Here is an 18,156-nt window from a genome sequence, read left to right on the forward strand (position 1 = left end):
CCTCGCTGCACGCCTCGTCTGTTGCGCCGCCCGCTGCGGATGGTGATCCTGTTCGTCGCGCTGGTGTCCTCGCCCGCGCTGCTGGCCACAGTGTCGGCGGACATCGTTTTGCAGACGCGCGAACAGCGTCCCTGGGCGCTGCCTGCCGATCTGGAGCGGGTGGCCATCGCGGATCCTTCGGTCGCCGATGTGGTGATGCTGCGCGGCAACCGCGACGCCCTGCTGGTCGGCAAGGCCCCCGGCACTACCACCCTGCTGCTGTGGCAAAAAGGTCAGCGCGATCCGCAACGCCTGCAGATCGATGTGCGCAGCGCGGTACAGGGCGGACTCGCGCTTGCAGAGGGAGGCGGCGCCGCGGTCACCGTCCAGGGCAGCGACGCGCTGGTCAGCGGTACCAGCGCGTCCCTGCTCGACCATGCCCAGGCACGCAAGGCGGCTGATGCCGCGGTCGGCAAGGACGGTCAGGTCAGCGACATCTCCACGGTCGGCATCGGCGGAGTGGTGCAGGTCGAGGTCAAGGTGGTCGAGTTCAACCGCACGGTGCTGAAGCAGATCGGCATCAACTTCCAGAACCAGAACGGTGGCTTCTCGTATGGCATCGCACGGCCCGGTGGCGTCCCGGGGGGCGGCGACGGCGATGGCGGCAGTACACCGCTGCAATCTGCATTCAAGCTGGTGTTCGGCTCCAGCAAGGATCTGTGGACCGCGGACCTGGACCTGCTGCAGAGCAATGGCATGGCCCGTGTGCTGGCCGAACCCACGCTGGTTGCCCTGTCAGGACAGAGTGCAAGCTTCCTTGCCGGTGGCGAGCTGCCGCTGCTGGAACCCCAGGGGTTGGGCACCACCACCATCACCTTCAAACCGTTCGGCATCGGCCTGACGGTGTCACCCACGGTGTTGTCGGCGGACCGGATCGCGCTGAAGGTAGCGCCCGAAGCCAGCGACCTGGATTACAGCAATGCGCTGACCCTCAACGGCGTGCAGGTGCCATCGATCAGCACCCGCCGCGCCGACACCACCGTTGAACTGGGTGATGGCGAAAGCTTCGTCATTGGTGGGCTGGTCAGCAGCACGGTGGCCTCCACCGTGAACAAACTGCCGCTGCTGGGTGACCTGCCCATCATCGGTTCGTTCTTCCGCAACCTGGATTACAAGCGCCAGGACAAGGAGCTGGTCATCATCGTCACGCCGCGGCTGGTCAAGCCGCTGGCGCGCAACACCGAGCTGCCACTCCCCGGCGAGCGCGAGTCACGCGCCAACCTGCCGGTGTGGGGGTCCTGGCTGATCGGGCCGGCCGGCCCCGACGCCGTGCCCGGTTTCTCTCGCTGATCCATGGCCCGAGCCCACAGCCCATGCCACTCGCCACCGCCTTCAGCCTGCCGACCCTGGGACCGCCGATGAACCTCGTCGTGCTTGCCAGTGACCGCGACCTGCTGCCCAGGCTGGCCGCGAAGCTGCCGCCGAACTGGACGCTGGGGCACCACGATGCCGGCTTCCCGGGCGCGGTCCAGCAGCTGCGCGTGGGGGCGCAGACGCTGGTGCTGCTCGACTTCCATGCAGCACGGGCTGCCGCGTCGGCAGAACTGGTGCGCCAGCTGCGGCAGATCCGCCCCGACCTGTCGATGGTCGCCGTGGGGGCGACCAGCCTGGGCCAGATCGAGGGGGTGGTCAGCGCGTTGCGCGCGGGACTGCGCGACTTCGTTGACCTGGATGCCGATGCCGAAGAGATTCTTGCCGTCCTTGCGCGGGCGGCCATCGCGCCGGCTCCCCCCACACCGGAGGTTGCGCGCAAGGCGCCGTTGACCCTGTTGCTGGGCGTGCGCGCCGGGATGGGCAGCAGCACCCTGGCCGCCCATCTCAGCGTGCTCGCGCAGCAGATGCGCGCCGCTGGGAACCATCAGGATGTGCTGCTGCTGGACATGAGCCAGCCCGCCGGCGACCTCGCGCTCTACCTCAACATCGACAGCCGGTTCCATTACGACGAAGCCCTGCGCAGTGCCGCACGCATCGATGCCACCCTCGCACGCACCGCCATGGCCCGGCATCCCGGCGGCCTGGTACTGCTGGATCGCGCTGCCGGCAGCGAAGCGCTGCCGCCAAGTGACCCCGGCCTGCTGCTGCAGCGGCTGCGCAGCCTGTTCTGCAGCGTGCTGTGCGATCTTGGCGGCACGCCGCTGCGGCAGGTACCAGGCACGCTGCTCGACAACGCCGACGAGATCTGGCTGGTCACCGACAGCGCGATCGCCAGCCTGGTATCGCTCGACCAGCTGCTGCACCAGTTGCCTGCCGGCCTGCGCGGCAGCGATCGGCTGAAACTGATCGTCAACCGCGATGGAGAGCACAACGGCCTGACCGCCGCGCAGATCGCCACGCGTTTCGCGCTGCCGTTGCTGGCCACCCTGCCCGACCGTCCGCGGCTGCGCGCCAGTGCCAGCCAAGGCCACCTGTTGCTTGACGATGCGCCGCGTGATCCCTACGTGCGTGCCCTCGCCCCGCTGCTGGCCCGCTTCGACCCGACCACCAGCCCACCCGAAGCGCAGGGCCTGCGCGACAGGTTCGCCCACGCCCTGAGTAGCCTGCCATGGAAGACAAAGTGATGCCGTTCCCGAACGCACCCTTCCGCGAGGTGCCGCCTGATCCGGCGCCGCTGCCGTTCGCGCAGACAGAGCAGTACCAGAAGGTGCTGTCCGCCGCGCACGAACACCTGCTCAACCGGGTGGAAGACGAGCGCATCGACATCGACGCGTGGGCACCGGACACCGTGCGGCGCTGGGTGGAGGGTGAGACGGCCGGGTTCGTGCAGGAATGGCGCATCCCGATCAACGAACAGGAAATGCAGATCGTTGCCGAGGGCCTGGTCAAGGAGCTCACCGGATTTGGTCCACTCGATGACCTGCTGCGTGACCCGGACATCGAAGACATCCTGATCAATGGCTACAAGGACGTGCACGTCTCGCAGGGCGGGCGGCTGCAGCGCGCCCCACAGCGTTTCACCGACGACACCCACCTGCTGCGCATCCTGCGCCGGATCATCGCGCCGCTGGGGCGGAGGCTGGACGACTCCAACCCGATGGTCGATGCCCGGCTGCCCAATGGCGGACGCCTGAACGCCATCATCTCGCCGCTGGCCGTGGACGGGCCGATGGTGTCCATCCGCAAGTTCCGCAAGGACCCGTTCACCCCGGACGAACTGCTGGCGATGGGCACCTTCGACAAGCCGATGCAGACGTTGCTGCAGGCGATGGTGCTCGGTCGCTGCAACATCCTGGTGTCGGGCGGCACCAGCTCCGGCAAGACATCACTGTTGAACGCGCTGGCCAACTACATCCCGGAGAACGAGCGCGTACTGACGGTGGAGGACACCGCCGAGCTGTCACTCAACCATCCCCACGTGGTGCGCCTGGAAAGCCGCATCGGCGGCACCGATGGACACGGTGCGGTGAGCATCCGCGACCTGGTGCGCAACAGCCTGCGCATGCGTCCGGACCGTATCGTGGTCGGCGAGGTCCGCGGGGCGGAAGTCCTGGAAATGCTGCAGGCGATGAACACCGGCCATGACGGATCAATGGCCACCATCCATGCGAATTCCCCGCGCGACTGCCTCTACCGCATCGAGATGCTGGCCGGGTTCGCCGGTTTCCAGGGCAGCGAGGACAGCCTGCGCAGGCAGATCGCCAGCGCGATCGATTTCATCGTGCAGATCTCCCGGCTGGGCAGCGGCCGTCGCGTGCTGGTGTCGATCACGGAAATCACCGGCGTCAGCGACAACATGATCTCGACCCAGGAGATGTTCCGTCACGAAGTCGAGCTGGACGCGGAGGGTGGCGAGCGAGACCGCTGGATCGGGCTGGGCTTCCACCCGCATTCGCACAAACTGGAGCCGTTCCGCCAGGCACTGCGCGAATCGTTCAACGCGGGGGCCTGGTAAGCATGGCCACGGTGCTGCTGTTGCTGTGCATCGCCGCCGTGCTGGGTGCCTGCGCCCTGCTGCTGCTCGGCAGTGCACAGCGCCGGGCACGCGCACAGGCGTCGATGGGACACACAGAGCAGCGCCTGCAGCGCAGCGCAACGCCCGCGTCGGCCACCCAGCTCGACTCCGCCGCATCCGGTGCCGCCGCGATCGCGCCCCTGCCCGCTACACCGGGGGCCACCGCAGGTAACGCCAGCGCGCTGCCGTGGGATGCCACCCTGCTGCGCGCGGGCATGCGTCCGGGCTGGCGTGCGCCCGTGCTGGCCCTGCTGGCAGGAATCGCGTTTTCTTCATTTGCCGTGGTGCGCCTGGGCACCGGCTGGGCATTTCCGGTCACGTTCGGCCTGTACGCACTCGTCTGTGGGCTCGTCCTGCAGCGACGCATCGGCAAGCTGCAGCAGAAGCTGGTCCGCCAACTGCCTGACTTCCTCGACAACCTGGTCCGCCTGACCGGGTTGGGCAACAGTCTGCAGATGTCCTTCCAGACCGCAGCGATCCAGACCGTCGCGCCCTTGCGCGACCTGCTGGATGTCACGTTGCGCAATGCGCGTACCGGCATGGATCTCGACCGGGCGTTGTCGCAGGCGTCGGCTCCATGGCGGGTGGAGGCACTGGAGGTGCTCGCGGTGGTGATGGGTGTCTGCGTCCGCATCGGCGGCCGCTCCGACCAGGTGCTGCAGCGGCTCAGCGACTTCATGCGCGACCTGGACCAGGCGCAGCAGGAATTGAAGGCCACCACCTCGGAAACCCGGATGTCGGCGTGGGTACTCGGCCTGCTGCCTCCCATCAGCGCCCTGCTGATGGCCCTGATGAGCCCCGGCTTCTTCGAGCCGATGCTGCGCCAGCCACAGGGACACACCCTGCTGTTGGCAGCGCTGGGGTTGGAACTGGTGGGCGGCTTCCTGTTGTACCGGCTGGCGAAATCGCTATGAAACTTCCGCACGCCGCACCGGGAGCAGCCCCATGAGCCCGACCGGTTGGTGGACCCTGTCGTTGCTGCTGTTCGCCGCCAGCGTGGCGCTGTTCGGTGCGCTGTACTGGATCCAGGCGGTTCGACAGCAACGCAGTGATGCGACGCTGCAGTCCGCACTGCAGCCCCGCGCGTCGACCGTGCCGACCCCGGCAGCACCCCGCACCGCATTGGCCTGGCTGGAAGCCATCGGCCAGCGCTTCAGCGGCGGGCGGATCGAACGTGCGTTGCTGGCCAGCGAGGACCGCATGCTGCTCGACCTCGGCGGCTGGAACACGCGCCGGGGCACGGCCATCTATGTCGCCCTGCGCCTGCTGCTCGCCGTGGCGATCGTCCTGCCGGCACCGGCCCTGGTGGACGCCGAGGGCGCCGGACGGGTGTTCACCGTGATCGCCGCGCTGGCCGCCGGCCTGCTGCTGCTGCTGCAGGGCGTGGGTTACAGCATGGACCAGAGCCTGCAGACACTGGGCGAGAAACTGCGTCCCGCGCTGCCCGTGCTGGGGCGTGAGATCCACGACGCCAACATCGCCTATGCGCATGGCCGCAGTCGATCGCAGTCACTGCGCCGGCTGGGCGAGGCGTACGACGATGACGACCTGCGCAGCCTGGTGCAGCTGATCCTGCAGGTGCATGCCCACGGCGGTGCGGTGCAGGAGCCGCTCAAGCAGTTCAGCCTGCGGCTGCGCGAACAACGGCGGCACACCCTGAAGGAAAAGGTGGGAAAGCTGTCGGTGAAGATGACCGTGGTGATGATGCTGACCCTGCTGCCGGCGTTGATGCTGGTGCTTTCCGGCCCTGCGCTGCTCGCGCTGGCTTCTACCCTCACCCGGATATGACGACGATGCGGCGACACCTGATACTGACCTTGAGCTGCTGCCTGCTGGCCACCGCGTGTTCGCAGACCGTCGGCGGCTATCGCCAGGTCGCCCCCAGCCTGGTCGAGCCCGGCGCGGAAGCGGTCAACACGCGCGGTACCTACCTTGACCTGATCCAGCGCATGCAGAAGCAAGGCGCCTACTACGCGTCGCTGGCCCACATCGATGCGTTCAGGCAGCGCCATGGCGATACACCCGCCGTGCGACTGCTGCAGGCCGACGCCCTGCGCCAGACCGGCCAACTGGACGCGGCCGATGCCCTGTACGTCACCCTGACGCGCGGCGACCAAGCGGCGGCGGCCTGGCACGGCATCGGCCTGATCGCGGCGCAGCGCGACCAGGATGACAAGGCGGAAGCTGCCCTCGCACGCGCGGCCCACCTGATGCCGCTGGATACCGCCGTGCTGGGTGACCTCGGCTACGCACGCCTGCGTGCAGGCAAACTCGAACAGGCGCAGGCTCCGCTCGCGCAGGCACTGGAGCTCGTACCGGACGATCCGCGCGCTGTTGCGAACCTCGCGGTGTGGGCGCTGCTGCGCAACGACCCGGACACGGCCGAGCGCCTGCTGCAACGAGGCAACGCCTCCGCTTTCACGCGCAGCGAGGTGCAGCGCCAGGCCGTCGCACTGCGCCAGCGCGCCAGCAGCACGCAGGCGGCGTCCGCCACTTCATCACCCGGCATCGCATCCGCAGATCACCGGCGCCGCGGCGCGCCGCAGCCTGGTGCTGCAGACCGCCGGACCGTCCCTGTCCGCACCACCCCCGTACGTCCCGACAGCGCGCTTCCCGCCACCATGCTGGAGCGCTTTGGCCACATCGCCACTGCCACGGAGAGCACCCCATGACCTCACCTACCCTGCTCGGCTGCAGCCTTGCACTCGCCCTGCTGTCAGCATCCGCCGCCGCGCAGCAGGCACCCGTCACCGGGCGCATGCTCGGTGACCCTGTGGTGCCGTTGCGCACCGAGGCCCAGGTGCCTGCACCGCCTGCCGCCGACGCTGCACGACCGGCTGCACCAGGCCCCGTCCCGCCCCCCGCCTACCGCGCCGCGTCCGTCGCCACGCCGTCCGGGGAACCGGGCCAGGCCACCCGCGACCTGATCCGTCTGCAGGCATCGGGCACGCAGGCCGGACCCGGCCTGCCCGTACTGGGCGACCAGGCGCGTGCCAGCTACGCGCGCTACCTGAAGAGCTTCGAGCACGAACTGCCCGAGTACTTTGAAAACACCGTCGGGACCTCAACCAAAGCAGGGAGCAACTGACCATGGCCCGCCGCTGCGCGATACCCTGCCGCGCACGGCAACGCGGTGCCATGTCGGTCACCATGCTGCTGCTGATGGTCGGCCTGGTGACCATGCTGGGCCTGGTGGAAGTCGGCTATCTGTACTGGGCAAAGCGTGACGCGCAGAAGACGGCTGACCTTTCGGCCATCGCTGGCGCCCAACGGCTGGATCTGTGCAGTGCCGGCCTGGGCGACAATACGGCGGCACGCCGCAACGCGCTGGTGGAAAACCGGTTCGGCGGCCAGGTCGATATCCAGTGTGGCAGCTGGAAGCCTATCCATCCGGCGGCCGACCACTTCCTGTCCGGTGCCAGCACGCAGCACGCGCTGAACGCGGTCAAGGTCACGGCACGACGCAGCGTGGTGCCCTTCTTCGGCCACAACACCGCGATGCCGACCGTCAGCGCACAGGCCGTTGCCAAACGGAGCGCACCCAGCGCCGCCTTCAGCGTGGGTGCCCAGCTGCTGCGGGTGAATGGCAGAACGCCTCTCGGCAACACCCTGAAGCTGGTCGGCGTCGACCTGGACCAGACCACCCTGCTCGGCTACGACGGGCTGGCGCAGGCACGCATCACGCCGGGGGGCCTGCTGCAGGCGCTCGGCATCCCCGTGGATGCGAACATCAGCGTCGGTGACTTCAACGCCCTGCTTGCCGCACACCGCGTGTCACTGGGCCGGCTGCTGGATGCAACGGCGACCGTGCTGGCGCAGTCGGGCGTGGCGGCTGTCGATCTGAGCGCACTGCGCAGCGCGCTGGCCACCCGACTCGACCTCGACCAGCTGGCCATCAAGCTGGGCAGCGATACCGCAGGGGGTGGCCTGTTCGCGCAGGTAGTGGCACCGGAGGGCACGGCAGCCAGCGCATTGGAGACGCAACTGAACGCCCTGGACCTGATAACCACCAGCATCAGCATCGCCAACGGCGGACGCGGCGTCGCGGTCAACAACCTGACCCTGCTGGGCCTCGTCCAGGCGCAGGCCGCCGTGATCGAACCGCCGTCGATCGGCATCGGCGGCGCGCATCAAGGAGGACCCGGCATCACCCACAACGGCGCGCGCGCCTACAACGCCCAGGTCCGTGTCTTCGTCGATATCGACACCAACAACCTGCCACTGGCGGGCGGCCTGCTGTCGTTGCTGGGCACCCGCCTGAAGGTGCCGTTGCATGTCGACGTAACCAACGCGTATGCCGACCTGAAATCGTTGCAGTGTGGTGCCCGTCCGCGCACCGCCACCTTCGATGTCACCTCGTCGGTGCTGCGCACCTGCATCGGCAAGGTGGCCGATGCGGATCGTTTCACCCGGCGCGATGTCTGTGACGCCAGCCTGGGCAAGGAACAGCTGCTCACCCTGTTGGGCGCACCGCTGATCAACGACAAGCTGCAGTTGGCCGCGCTGTCGGGTACCCAGCGCGTGACCGTGCCCGAGAACGAAACCCGCTCCACCGACCCCAACGCGTTGCCGATCGGCACCTCGTTGATGACCCTCACCAATGAGCTCATGAAGCTGCTCGCCAACATGATCAATCCCGGCATCGCCGGCGCCAGGACCGACGACACCGCGCTGCAGTTCGCCGGTCAGTTCCTGGATGCGACGCGGCAGGCCAGCGGCCGTTACGATGTCGATCAGGCCGTCAAGGTGCTGCGCGGCGATGTCCGCGTCGCCAACTTGAATCCAATTGGTGACTGGTCACTGAAAGACCAGCCATCGGCCTTGAATGTCTTCGCCGATGTCACCCAGGGGCGCAATGGCGGATTGCTTGGCGGCCTGCTGTCGCTGCTGCTGGGTGACCTGACCGCAAAAAGCTGCAGCGGCCTGCTGACCCAGCTCGTCGACTACAACGGCTGCGTCAAGCGCAACCTGGCCTCGTTCCTGCAGACCCGGCCCGGCGGCATCGGCGACCCGAACGCCGGCAGCGTCGTGGCCACGCCGGGTGCCACGTTGAACTGCTCCGGGGTGCTCTGTGCCGTATTGAAAGTGGCACTGGAGCCGTTGAAGGGGCTGCTGAACGAGGTCGGCAGGCTGCTCTCGATCACGCTGGCGAACGTACTTGGCCTGGAACTCGGACGTACCGACGTGCACGTGCAGTCGATCAGCTGCAGCGGCGCGCAACTGGTTTATTGAAGCCATGCACGCGGCATCGGCGACAGTTTCACGCATGCTAGACTGCGCGCGGGGAACTCCACTTCAACAACAATCCACTCGTGGGTGGTCTATACATGCGACATGACTCTGGGGATGCAGCGACCAACCGACGGATCACCGTCGCGTCGATGGCGCTGTTGATGATCCTTTCCGCACCGTCGGCGTTCGCCGCGCGCACCGAACGCACGCCGCGACCGGATCCCGCTCCGACCGCGCCCGTCGCCCGCACGTCGGTGGACGAGCTCCGCCAGTTGATGGATTCCCAACAGCTGACGGAACTGCGCACGACCTACAACGGCGCGTACGGCGCCAGCCTGCTGTTCAATCCGAGCACGCTGAATTACTACGTCGCGCTGTTCCAGGAAAAGAACTTCTGGCGCGTCATCAAGACCGATTCGGTGGAGAACGCCGAGCATGCGTACCGCACGTTCGTGCAGCAGACCGAGCAGCTCGCACAGGTGAGCCTCGACACCATCCGCCTGGATGCCGGCAAGCGCTACACCGAGCGCCTGGTCAGCTTCAACGAGGAGCGCCTGCGCACCCTGCAGGCGCAGGTCGAGCAGGAACGCGCGCAGTCGCTGCAGGTCAGCACCGCGCTGCAGCAGGCACAGCAGCAGGCCGTCAGTCTGAGCACCGACCTGCAGAGCAGCAACAGCCAGCTCGATACCCTGCAGCAGCGGATCCAGCAGCTGCAGTTGCAGCAGGGCAACCCGGAGACCACGCTGCCCGCGCCGACGACGACGTCGGCCGCACCGGTGGTCGGCGACTGAGACCCGGCACGGGTCCCCGTTCCACCGACGTGATGTACGCCGACGGCGCCCCAGGGGCGCCGTCATCGTCTACGGTGCAGGCTCAACGGACGACGTCGGGATCCTCCATGACCGGCAGCGCCTCCGCCGTTTCGCGCCAGGCCTCGCGCATGCGCCTGCGCTGCTGCGGCGAGGTGTAGAGATAGATGTTGAGCGTGTCGAGGAACGTGGACTGCTCCAGTATCGCCAGATCAGCGAACTGTTCCAACAACAGCACAACGCTGACAGGAGGCAGGGGAAACACATCGACACCGGAAGATCAAAGCGGAGCCCGTCACGATACCCATCGCCGCAGCGTGGACGCATCGGACCCGGCTGAATCCCGTGCAGGGCCTACTCCGACTCGACTGCCTTGGCCCGCGCTTGTTGGGATGCGTTGACCAGCCCATGTGCGATGGCGTAGTGGAAGACTTCTGCGTCGGTGGCGAGGTTGAGCTTGCGCATGGCGGCGACCTTCTGCGTACTGACGGTCTTGCGGCTGCGACCGATGCGCTCGGCGATCTCGATCACCGAAAGCCCTTCGGCATACATGCGCAGCACTTCGTTCTCGCGCTTGGACAACACCGCGCCGTGATCGGCCATGGCAGGTTCGACGGCCAATCGGGACTCGACCTCGGGGGACTGATACGCGCCGTCCGCCGCTGCCATGCGCACGGCCGGCAACAGGTGGTCCAGCGGATCGCTCTTGCTGACGATGCAGCGGACGCCCGCCGCCAGAATGTTCCTCAGCACCAGGGGGCTTTCCATCCCGGTCAGCACGACCAGCCGGGTCTTCGGGAAACGTCGCTGCAGGAAACGCAGCATGGCAATGCCGTCGCCATAGCGACCATGCGGCATCGAAAAATCCGACACCACCACGTCCACGCTGCTGCTGCTGACCAGATCGACCAGCGCCGTGGAATCCTTGACCATGCCCACCAGTTCCAGCCCGGGCTGGCCCTGCAACAGGTGGGCGATGCCCGCCAGCAGCACGGGATGATCATCGGCAAGCACGATTCGGAGTTTCACGTCTGCAGCCCGTCCAGGATGGGGTACGGCGGCCACTATATGCCACCTCGGCACGAAGCTGGCATATAGTTGCGCCGCTGCCCGTCTGCAGGCTGCCCCCCCGATGAGAGCTGGAGTCCAGAATGGTCGATAACTCGATCCGTGTAGCCATAGCCGACGACCACCCCCTGATCCGGATGGCCATCGAAGCGGCACTTGATACCGTACCGGCGATCGTCCATGTCGGTTCTGCCGCCAACTCCACCGAGCTCATCGCCCTGCTCGATGCGCACCCGTGCGATGTCGTGGTCACCGATTTCGCGATGCCCCACGGCGAGCACGGCGACGGTCTGCAGCTGCTGCAGCTGCTGCGTTCGCGCTATCCCGAGCTGCAGATCGCCGTGTTCACCGGACTGGACCAGACCGCTGTCGTCCAGGCGCTGTACGACGCCGGCGTGAACCACATCCTCAGCAAGGGAGACGATGTATCGCACGTGGCGGCCGCCATCATGGCCGCGCATGTAGGCAGACGCTATCTGTCTCCCAGCGTGGCCCCGCTGTTGCCGGCGCGCAGCAGCCAGCGCAGTACCGTGCCACTTTCACCACGGGAGCGTGAAGTGCTGCGCCTGTTCGTGGGGGGTATGAGCATCAACGCCATTGCCGAGCAACTGGACAGGCGCAAGCAGACCATCAGCACGCAGAAGGTCAATGGCATGGCCAAGCTGGGCGTGGAGCGTGATGCCGATCTGTTCAAATACGCGGTTGAACTTGGCCTGGAGGCTCCCGCTGCAGGTTGAGCGGACCGCCGGCCCGGTCCGCTCCATCAATTGTCCTGCGCGGTCGTCGGAAGCTGCGCGGCATGCTGGTCCACCAGTGCACGCAGATCGGACAGCGCTGCATCGAGTGCGACGCCATCGACGGCTACGCCGTCACGCAACTGCCCCTCCATGACGCCGAAGCGGATCCCCAGCGCGCGATGGCCCAGCATCATCAGCACGCCTTTCACGGCATGCAGGCGATCGAGCAGGCCGTCGTGGTCTTCCGCGAGTCGCGCTTGCGCGATCCGCTGCAGGTCATCAAGCGTGCTGGTCACGAAGGTGCGGCGCAATGCATCCGGCAGGACCATCGGCGGCGGGTCCGCAGTGCCCGCCTGCGTCGCGACCCGCCCACCCTCACGCGGGCCCGCAGGCGCACTTGCCACAAGGTACGGTTCCAGCGCGCGCGCCAGCGTGTCCAGGTTCATCGGCTTCAGCAGCAGGTCACTGATGCCCGCCGCGCGACAGCGCTCGCGCTCGCTGGCAAGCGCCGTCGCGGTGATGGCCAGGATCGGCACGGCACTGTCGCGCGCGCGCAGCGCGCGGGCCAGCGCGTAACCGTCCATCACCGGCATGTTGATGTCGGTGAGGACAGCCAGGTGTACATCGGGGCGCCAGGCAAGCAGGCCGTCACTGCCGTTCTCCGCAGTGTCCACGCTCAGGCCCAGTGTCTCCAGCTGCTGCTGGATCAGCTCGCGGTTCACCGCATTGTCTTCAACCAGCAACACGCGTCCCTGAGCTGCCTGCATCGCGCTGACCGGGGCTGCGGCGACGACGGCGGGCGCCCCCTCGACGGTGTCATTCAACGCCCGCAGCAATGCGTCGGCGGCGTAGCTGCTGACATGCACGCCATCGTCCATCGGCTGTGGCGACAAGGGCCCATTCGGAGACGCGCGGACAACATCACGATGCAGCGCCGCCAGCGCATTTTCCTCGTCTGCCGTCCAGGCGCGTCGCTCGCCGAACAGCAGCAGCGTTGTATCGGCGTGCGGCAAGGGCTGCAAGGGGGGCTGCTCCAGCACCGTGACCTCCGCACCCCAGCGCTGCAGAAGTTCCGCGATTTCATGGCGCCACTCCGCTGCCGCCGACAGCAGCGTGATGCGACGGCCGCGCAGCGGCTGTGCGCTGCTGACCGGAGCCCCCTCCGGCTGCACGGGCACTTCGAAGGTGAAGACGCTGCCGACGCCCAGGGTGCTCTCTGCGCGGATGCTGCCCCCCAGCAGCCGCGCCAGCTGCTGGCACAGCGCCAGCCCGAGGCCGCTGCCGCCATAGCGCCGCGAGATGCTCGCATCCGCCTGCTGGAAGGGCTGGAACAACTGCGCCAACGCCTCCTCGCCCAGGCCGATGCCGGAGTCGACCACCTGCAGGCGCAGCATCGGCGCGGCACCGGGCGGACGCTCCAGCAACTGCGCGCGTACCACGATGCGGCCCGACTCGGTGAACTTGACCGCATTGCCAAGCAGGTTGTTCAGCACCTGGCGGATGCGGTGCATGTCCGCCAGGAACGTGCGCTCGAGCTCTGGGGCGATGGCGTAGAACAATTTGACGCCCTTGCGCTGGGCTTCCGGCGCAAACAGCAACGCCGCCTGCTCGATCAGCGGCCGCGGCGTGAATGCGACCGGATCGATGTCCAGCTGCCCGGCCTCGATCTTGGAAAAGTCCAGCACGTCGCTGATGATGCCGAGCAGCGCATCGGCCGAAAGACGGATACGCGCCACCCGTTCGCGCTGCGCCGGCTGCATCGGCGAACGCGCCAGCAGCTCCAGGTGCCCCAGCACGCCATTGAGCGGGGTACGGATTTCGTGGCTCATCGTGGCGACGAACGCCGACTTGGCCCGCGATGCCGATTCGGCGGCAGCGCGTGCACGCTCTGCATCGTGACGCGCACTTCGCAGCGTCTGCTCCAGCTCGGCTTGAGCGGTCACATCGCGCAACGCGCACACCCACACGGCACGGTCGCGGTACGCAGCCAATGCCATGGCCACCTGGAGTCTGAGTGCAGGCTGGTCCGGCACGGCGACCGGCGCGCTCCAGAGGAACTCCCGCACCGGCTGACCGCTAGCCGCATCGGCCTGCACTTTATCCGCCAGCGCCGCATGCAAGGTCTGCCCGTCCACCGTCGCTGCCGCATCCGCCATCTGCCGGGCAAGCTCGTTCTGCACCAGCGGCTCACCACTTTCCGGATCGATCAGCACCAGGCCGACCGGCGACGTATCGATGATGACGCGACTCAGCGCTTCACTTTCGTACACCCGCCACGCATCTGCCAGCGCAGGCATGAAGACGCGCCGATCCAGCCGCAGCAACACCCACCACAACGCAGCGAGGATCAGCGTCGCCGCCAGCAGCTGGGCCAACAGCCGGTGACCTTTGTCGTGCCACAGGTCGCCCCAGCCATAGGTATGCAGGATGCGCCAGTCCACTGCCGCCACCGGACCGGCCACCACGAACTGGCCATCCTGGTAGAACCGGACGTCGGCCTTTCCCGCCTCGTCGTTCACGCGCCTGGCCAACGCGGGCGCGATGGCGGCAGCCGCACCGGCACTGCGCAGCACCGTGCGGCCGTCGTCGGTAATGACCGTGTAGGCGCCCGACTCCCGCGCGTCCAGCCGTGCCTTGATGGTGTCCACCGGCTCGAACGCCACCCGACGCAGAATCGGTTCGCGGCCCTGCTGCAGCAACTGCAGCGCAACCAGCGAAGGCTGGCCGGTGATGGGATTGGCGTCGAAGGTCGACACCATGCGGCCTCCGCCCGCTGCGCTCTGCACCGGGCCGACGGCGGGACGCATGCGCAGCGCCCGTGCTTCGGTCGCCAGCAAGCGGGTAAAGGCTTCTTCGCGGCTGCTGACCCGCAGGGCACGCAGCAGCTGTGCCTCGTCGGTGACACCGGACACGGCCAGCAGCCGGCGCTTCGGTTCGTAGAAATACATCGTGACCGGTCCCACCGACCGCAGCGCGGCCACCGATGCTGCCGTGTACACCGAGTACTCATGCATGATGCCCATGTAGGCATCCAGCAGCGGCCGCGGCACCGGATTGTCCTTCGCCCCCAGTACCAGCCACGGCACCGCCGTGCGCCCTTCGGCGCGCACCAGCAGCTGCCCGCCATTGGCCAGAAAACGGTCAGCCAATGGAGCGCCCAGCGTCTTCAGCCTCGGCTGCTGCGTATTCCACATCATCTCGCTGCCATTGATGTTGCTGGCGTAGGCGCGATCCCGCTGGAACAGGAAGTAGTCGACCGCCGAGCGCGCGTCGACGAAGCGCTGGCGTTCTTCGGCGTGGAACGTATCGACGTCCGAAAACACCGCCATCAGCAGCGTGGCCACGATCAGCAGGCTGACCAGCCCCCCACCGCCGAACAGCAGGCGACGCTGGTGGCGGCGCAGTGAAGCGAGCGACGGGCGTGCCTGCACGGTCGTTCCCAGGGTGGATGACAGCGGGTCCAAGGCAGTTCCTCGTGCGCGTCTGCGCGCGTCGAATCTAGCTCATCGTCGCAGGGGTTTCCATGTCGCCGCCCGGATCCGCTGTGCCGCCGATCCCTTCATCCGCAATGTCAGCCTGCAGCGCCTCCAGCAGCGCGGCGGCCGAGTACGCCGACACCCGCAGGTCGCCGGGTGGGCCAGCGGCGCGCAGCGGCCCATCGCCGCGCACCCGCACGATCCGTCCACGGAATCCATCCACCGTTCCTCGTGCCGCACGCTGGTTCCGCTCGAAGATCACCAACGGCAGTGCGCGGCATGACGCCACGGCCTCGATCTGCTGCAGCGATTCCAGCACCACCACCTTGGCTCCCCATGCACGCAGACGACGGGCAAGCTCTTCGCGCCACGTCACGGTGGCGGAGTACAGCAGCACACCGCGCCCCTGCAGCGGAGGCGCAGCGTCAGCGGTTGTTTCCACCGCCTGTGCCTCGATATCGAAACCGAACACGCTGCCCACCCCCGGCGTGCTGTGTACATCGATCTCACCGCCCATCAGATGACAGAGCTGCCGGGACAGCGACAGCCCCAGGCCAGAGCCGCCGAAACGGCCGGCAATGGAGGCATCGGCCTGCGCGAACGGCTCGAACAGCCTGCGCTGTTGCACCTCGCTGAGGCCGACCCCGGAGTCGGCGACTTCCAGCCGCAGGCAGTGGGGATGTCGTGAGGAGACGGCCCGGATCTCGATCCGACCCGACGCGGTGAACTTGACGGCGTTGCTGACGAGGTTGCGCAGCACCTGCTCCACCCGGTCCGCGGCACCGCGGTACCGTGGCGCCAACGACCCGTCGACCAGCAGGTCCAGGTCCACGCCCTTGCCCTGCGACAACGGCGCGTACAGCAGCGCCACCCGCTCCAGCAGCAGGGCCGGCTCGAACACGGCGCTGTCCAGCTCCAGACGGCCGGATGCGGCACGCTCCAGGTCCAGTACGTCGTTGATGATCAGCAGGAGCGAATCGGCGGACTGGGTGATGCGGCCCAGGCGCGCACGCTGTTCGATATCCAGCGACGAGCGTGCGAAGAGCTCCAGATGGCCCAGGATGCCGTGCAGCGGGGTGCGTATCTCATGGCTCATGGCCGCCAGGAACCGGGACCGGGCGCGGTGCGCCGCCTCGGCTTCATCGCGCAGCTGGTCTTTCTGCACCTGCAGTTCCACCCTCGCGGTCAGGTCCTGCAAAGTACACAGCAGCACCCTGCCTGCACTGTCGAACAGCGGCGTCGCATTGACGAGCAGGTGCGTCGCCACCGCGCCGCGGCCGCCTGGGTAAAAGACCTGGAACTCTCGGATGTCCAGGTTGTCGTCACGACGCGAAACCGCCTCGGCGTAACCGTCGACCAGCGCATCGTACAGCGCGACCCCGGAGCGTTCGGCGGCACCGGCATAGCGGCGCGCCAGCTCGTTCTGCACCTGCGGCACGCGCTGCTCGATGTCCACCAGGCAGAGTCCTGCCGGCGTCATCTGGATCAACGAACGGAACAGGGCTTCGTTCGCGTACACCTGCATGGCGCGCGCAGCAGCAGGGGCCAGCACGTGCCGGTCCACCCACGCCAGCAGCCCCCACAGACCTGCCATCAAGCCCGCCCACAGGGCCAGTGCCAGGCACAACATGGGCGTTCCGTCAGCCAGCATGTCGCGCCAGCCCACGGTGGTCACCAGCGCCCAGTCCGTGCCCGTGACCAATGAAGCGATCACCCTGCGGCCGTTGCGACGGTACTGGACGATGCCGTCGTCCGCATGCGACCAGATCCCGGCATCGTGCAGGGTGCCGACCACGCCATCGGCCGCTGCGCTGCGCGATCCCAGGATGACTTCGCCGTTGGGCGCCATCACCTGCAGGTTGCTGTCACTGGCCTCGCGCAGAACCTGCGCCAGCCCCGCAGTCGGCTCGAACGCCACGAAGACACCCAGTCCGCGTCGGCCGTCGTGCGCGGCAAACACGGTGACCAGCGACGCCCGCCCGGTCACCGGGTGTGCGGCAAAGCCGATGCGCGCCTCCCCCCGGCCATGGCTGGCACGCAGCGCAGGGACCGTATCGGCCGCCGAGGCCGGCGGTAGCAGGTGCGCATAGGCCCGTAGCTGGCCGAACGTGCCTTGGCGATCACGCTCGGCGCTCGCGATGCCGGTGCCGCTGTCGTCCAGCCCTTCGTTGATCACGACCAGATGCCCGGTGGGGTCCAGGAAGTAGGCAGCGCCGGCGGCTTCCGCATCGGGTCCGTTGAACGCCATCCGCGTGATGACCGACATGGTACGTGCCAGCGCCAGGTAGCGATGCAGCCGTTCTGCGGGCCAGTGATCGGTCCCCAGTCCCAGCACGAGCTGCGGGGCGTCCTGCGCACCCTGCTGCAACCGCAGCGTCTGGGCGTCGGCCAGGTAGCGCCGGGTTTCTGCTTCCAGTACCACCGGGTCGCTGTCCATGCGGTGCCGCCACGCGTACTCGGTCATGTTGACCAGACGCGCGTAGCTCGCGTCATGCCGGGTCAGCTGCGCATCCAGTGCGGTCCGGGCACGGATGAACGCCTGCAGCCGATTTTCCTCGTAGCTGCGCGCATGCAGCCACACCGCCGTCGCCAGCGCCGCCAGCAGCAGGACGCTCAGCAACGCGCCGGCGATCAGCAGCAGCCGGCGCGGATGGCTGCGCAGCGCGCGCAGGTCCTCGTCGTTGGCGCACGTGTCCTGCAGGGGCTGAAGGCGCGCCATGATGGATCGCAGCAAGGGGCTCATGACGGGGGGGCGGGGCCGCGGTCGCGCGCGGGAGCAGCGCGGCCGACGCAGCGCAGCGAGCGTTGGGAAAGGACCATCCACGATATGCAGACCGGACGTGGGT

The 18,156-nt window shown here is 67.7% G+C and carries 14 protein-coding genes; 10 read left to right on the forward strand and 4 right to left on the reverse strand.

Features of this window, described 5'->3' with window-relative positions; translation table 11 throughout:
* The first annotated feature begins 39 nt into the window (after positions 1-39).
* The 9 genes from IFT58_RS16335 to IFT58_RS16375 all read left to right on the forward strand — a co-directional run bounded on the left by IFT58_RS16335 (position 40) and on the right by IFT58_RS16375 (position 10,011).
* Positions 40-1,329, forward strand: coding sequence for a type II and III secretion system protein family protein (locus IFT58_RS16335; RefSeq protein WP_192096207.1), 1,290 nt, complete (start codon positions 40-42; stop codon positions 1,327-1,329).
* Positions 1,330-1,352: 23 nt separating this feature from the next.
* Complete coding sequence (locus tag IFT58_RS16340) at positions 1,353-2,597, forward strand: fimbrial protein (RefSeq protein WP_192096154.1); 1,245 nt, start codon at positions 1,353-1,355, stop codon at positions 2,595-2,597.
* On the forward strand, positions 2,582-3,928 hold the full coding sequence (locus IFT58_RS16345; RefSeq protein WP_192079723.1) for a CpaF family protein: 1,347 nt from the start codon (positions 2,582-2,584) through the stop codon (positions 3,926-3,928). The genes IFT58_RS16340 and IFT58_RS16345 overlap by 16 nt, the downstream gene beginning before the upstream one ends.
* A 2-nt stretch (positions 3,929-3,930) precedes the next feature.
* Positions 3,931-4,902, forward strand: coding sequence for a type II secretion system F family protein (locus tag IFT58_RS16350; RefSeq protein WP_192096156.1), 972 nt, complete (start codon positions 3,931-3,933; stop codon positions 4,900-4,902).
* Between the two features lie 31 nt (positions 4,903-4,933).
* Positions 4,934-5,776 carry a type II secretion system F family protein gene (locus IFT58_RS16355; protein ID WP_192096157.1) on the forward strand — a complete coding sequence of 281 codons (843 nt, stop codon included), beginning with the start codon at positions 4,934-4,936 and terminating at the stop codon, positions 5,774-5,776.
* A 5-nt stretch (positions 5,777-5,781) separates the two neighbouring features.
* A complete protein-coding gene (locus tag IFT58_RS16360) occupies positions 5,782-6,660 on the forward strand; it encodes a tetratricopeptide repeat protein (RefSeq protein ID WP_192096159.1) in 879 nt (292 codons plus the stop codon).
* Entirely contained in the window at positions 6,657-7,076 is a 420-nt protein-coding gene (locus IFT58_RS16365) for a DUF3613 domain-containing protein (RefSeq protein ID WP_192096161.1), read from the forward strand. The genes IFT58_RS16360 and IFT58_RS16365 overlap by 4 nt, the downstream gene beginning before the upstream one ends.
* A 2-nt stretch (positions 7,077-7,078) precedes the next feature.
* Positions 7,079-9,220, forward strand: a complete 2,142-nt coding sequence (locus IFT58_RS16370; protein ID WP_192096162.1) for a TadG family pilus assembly protein — start codon at positions 7,079-7,081, stop codon at positions 9,218-9,220.
* A 95-nt stretch (positions 9,221-9,315) separates the two neighbouring features.
* Positions 9,316-10,011 (forward strand): DUF2968 domain-containing protein, encoded by a 696-nt coding sequence (locus IFT58_RS16375; RefSeq protein ID WP_192079735.1) that lies wholly within the window; start codon positions 9,316-9,318, stop codon positions 10,009-10,011.
* A gap of 82 nt (positions 10,012-10,093) precedes the next feature.
* Here the strand turns inward: IFT58_RS16375 and IFT58_RS16380 are convergent, their stop codons facing one another.
* Both IFT58_RS16380 and IFT58_RS19030 read right to left on the reverse strand, forming a co-directional pair.
* On the reverse strand, positions 10,094-10,294 hold the full coding sequence (locus tag IFT58_RS16380; RefSeq protein WP_192079737.1) for a hypothetical protein: 201 nt from the start codon (positions 10,292-10,294) through the stop codon (positions 10,094-10,096).
* Between the two features lie 89 nt (positions 10,295-10,383).
* Positions 10,384-11,058 (reverse strand): response regulator, encoded by a 675-nt coding sequence (locus IFT58_RS19030; RefSeq protein ID WP_192079739.1) that lies wholly within the window; start codon positions 11,056-11,058, stop codon positions 10,384-10,386.
* Positions 11,059-11,180: 122 nt separating this feature from the next.
* On the opposite strand from IFT58_RS19030, the gene IFT58_RS16390 reads away from it, so the two are divergent.
* Positions 11,181-11,834 (forward strand): response regulator transcription factor, encoded by a 654-nt coding sequence (locus IFT58_RS16390; protein WP_192079741.1) that lies wholly within the window; start codon positions 11,181-11,183, stop codon positions 11,832-11,834.
* Positions 11,835-11,860: 26 nt separating this feature from the next.
* Here the strand turns inward: IFT58_RS16390 and IFT58_RS16395 are convergent, their stop codons facing one another.
* Both IFT58_RS16395 and IFT58_RS16400 read right to left on the reverse strand, forming a co-directional pair.
* Entirely contained in the window at positions 11,861-15,298 is a 3,438-nt protein-coding gene (locus IFT58_RS16395) for a hybrid sensor histidine kinase/response regulator (protein WP_249405734.1), read from the reverse strand.
* A gap of 34 nt (positions 15,299-15,332) precedes the next feature.
* Positions 15,333-18,053, reverse strand: coding sequence for an ATP-binding protein (locus IFT58_RS16400; protein ID WP_192096164.1), 2,721 nt, complete (start codon positions 18,051-18,053; stop codon positions 15,333-15,335).
* Positions 18,054-18,156: the final 103 nt, after the last annotated feature.

The sequence above is a fragment of the Stenotrophomonas sp. CFBP 13718 genome (genome assembly GCF_014842145.1).
In the GTDB taxonomy this organism is placed as follows: domain Bacteria; phylum Pseudomonadota; class Gammaproteobacteria; order Xanthomonadales; family Xanthomonadaceae; genus Stenotrophomonas.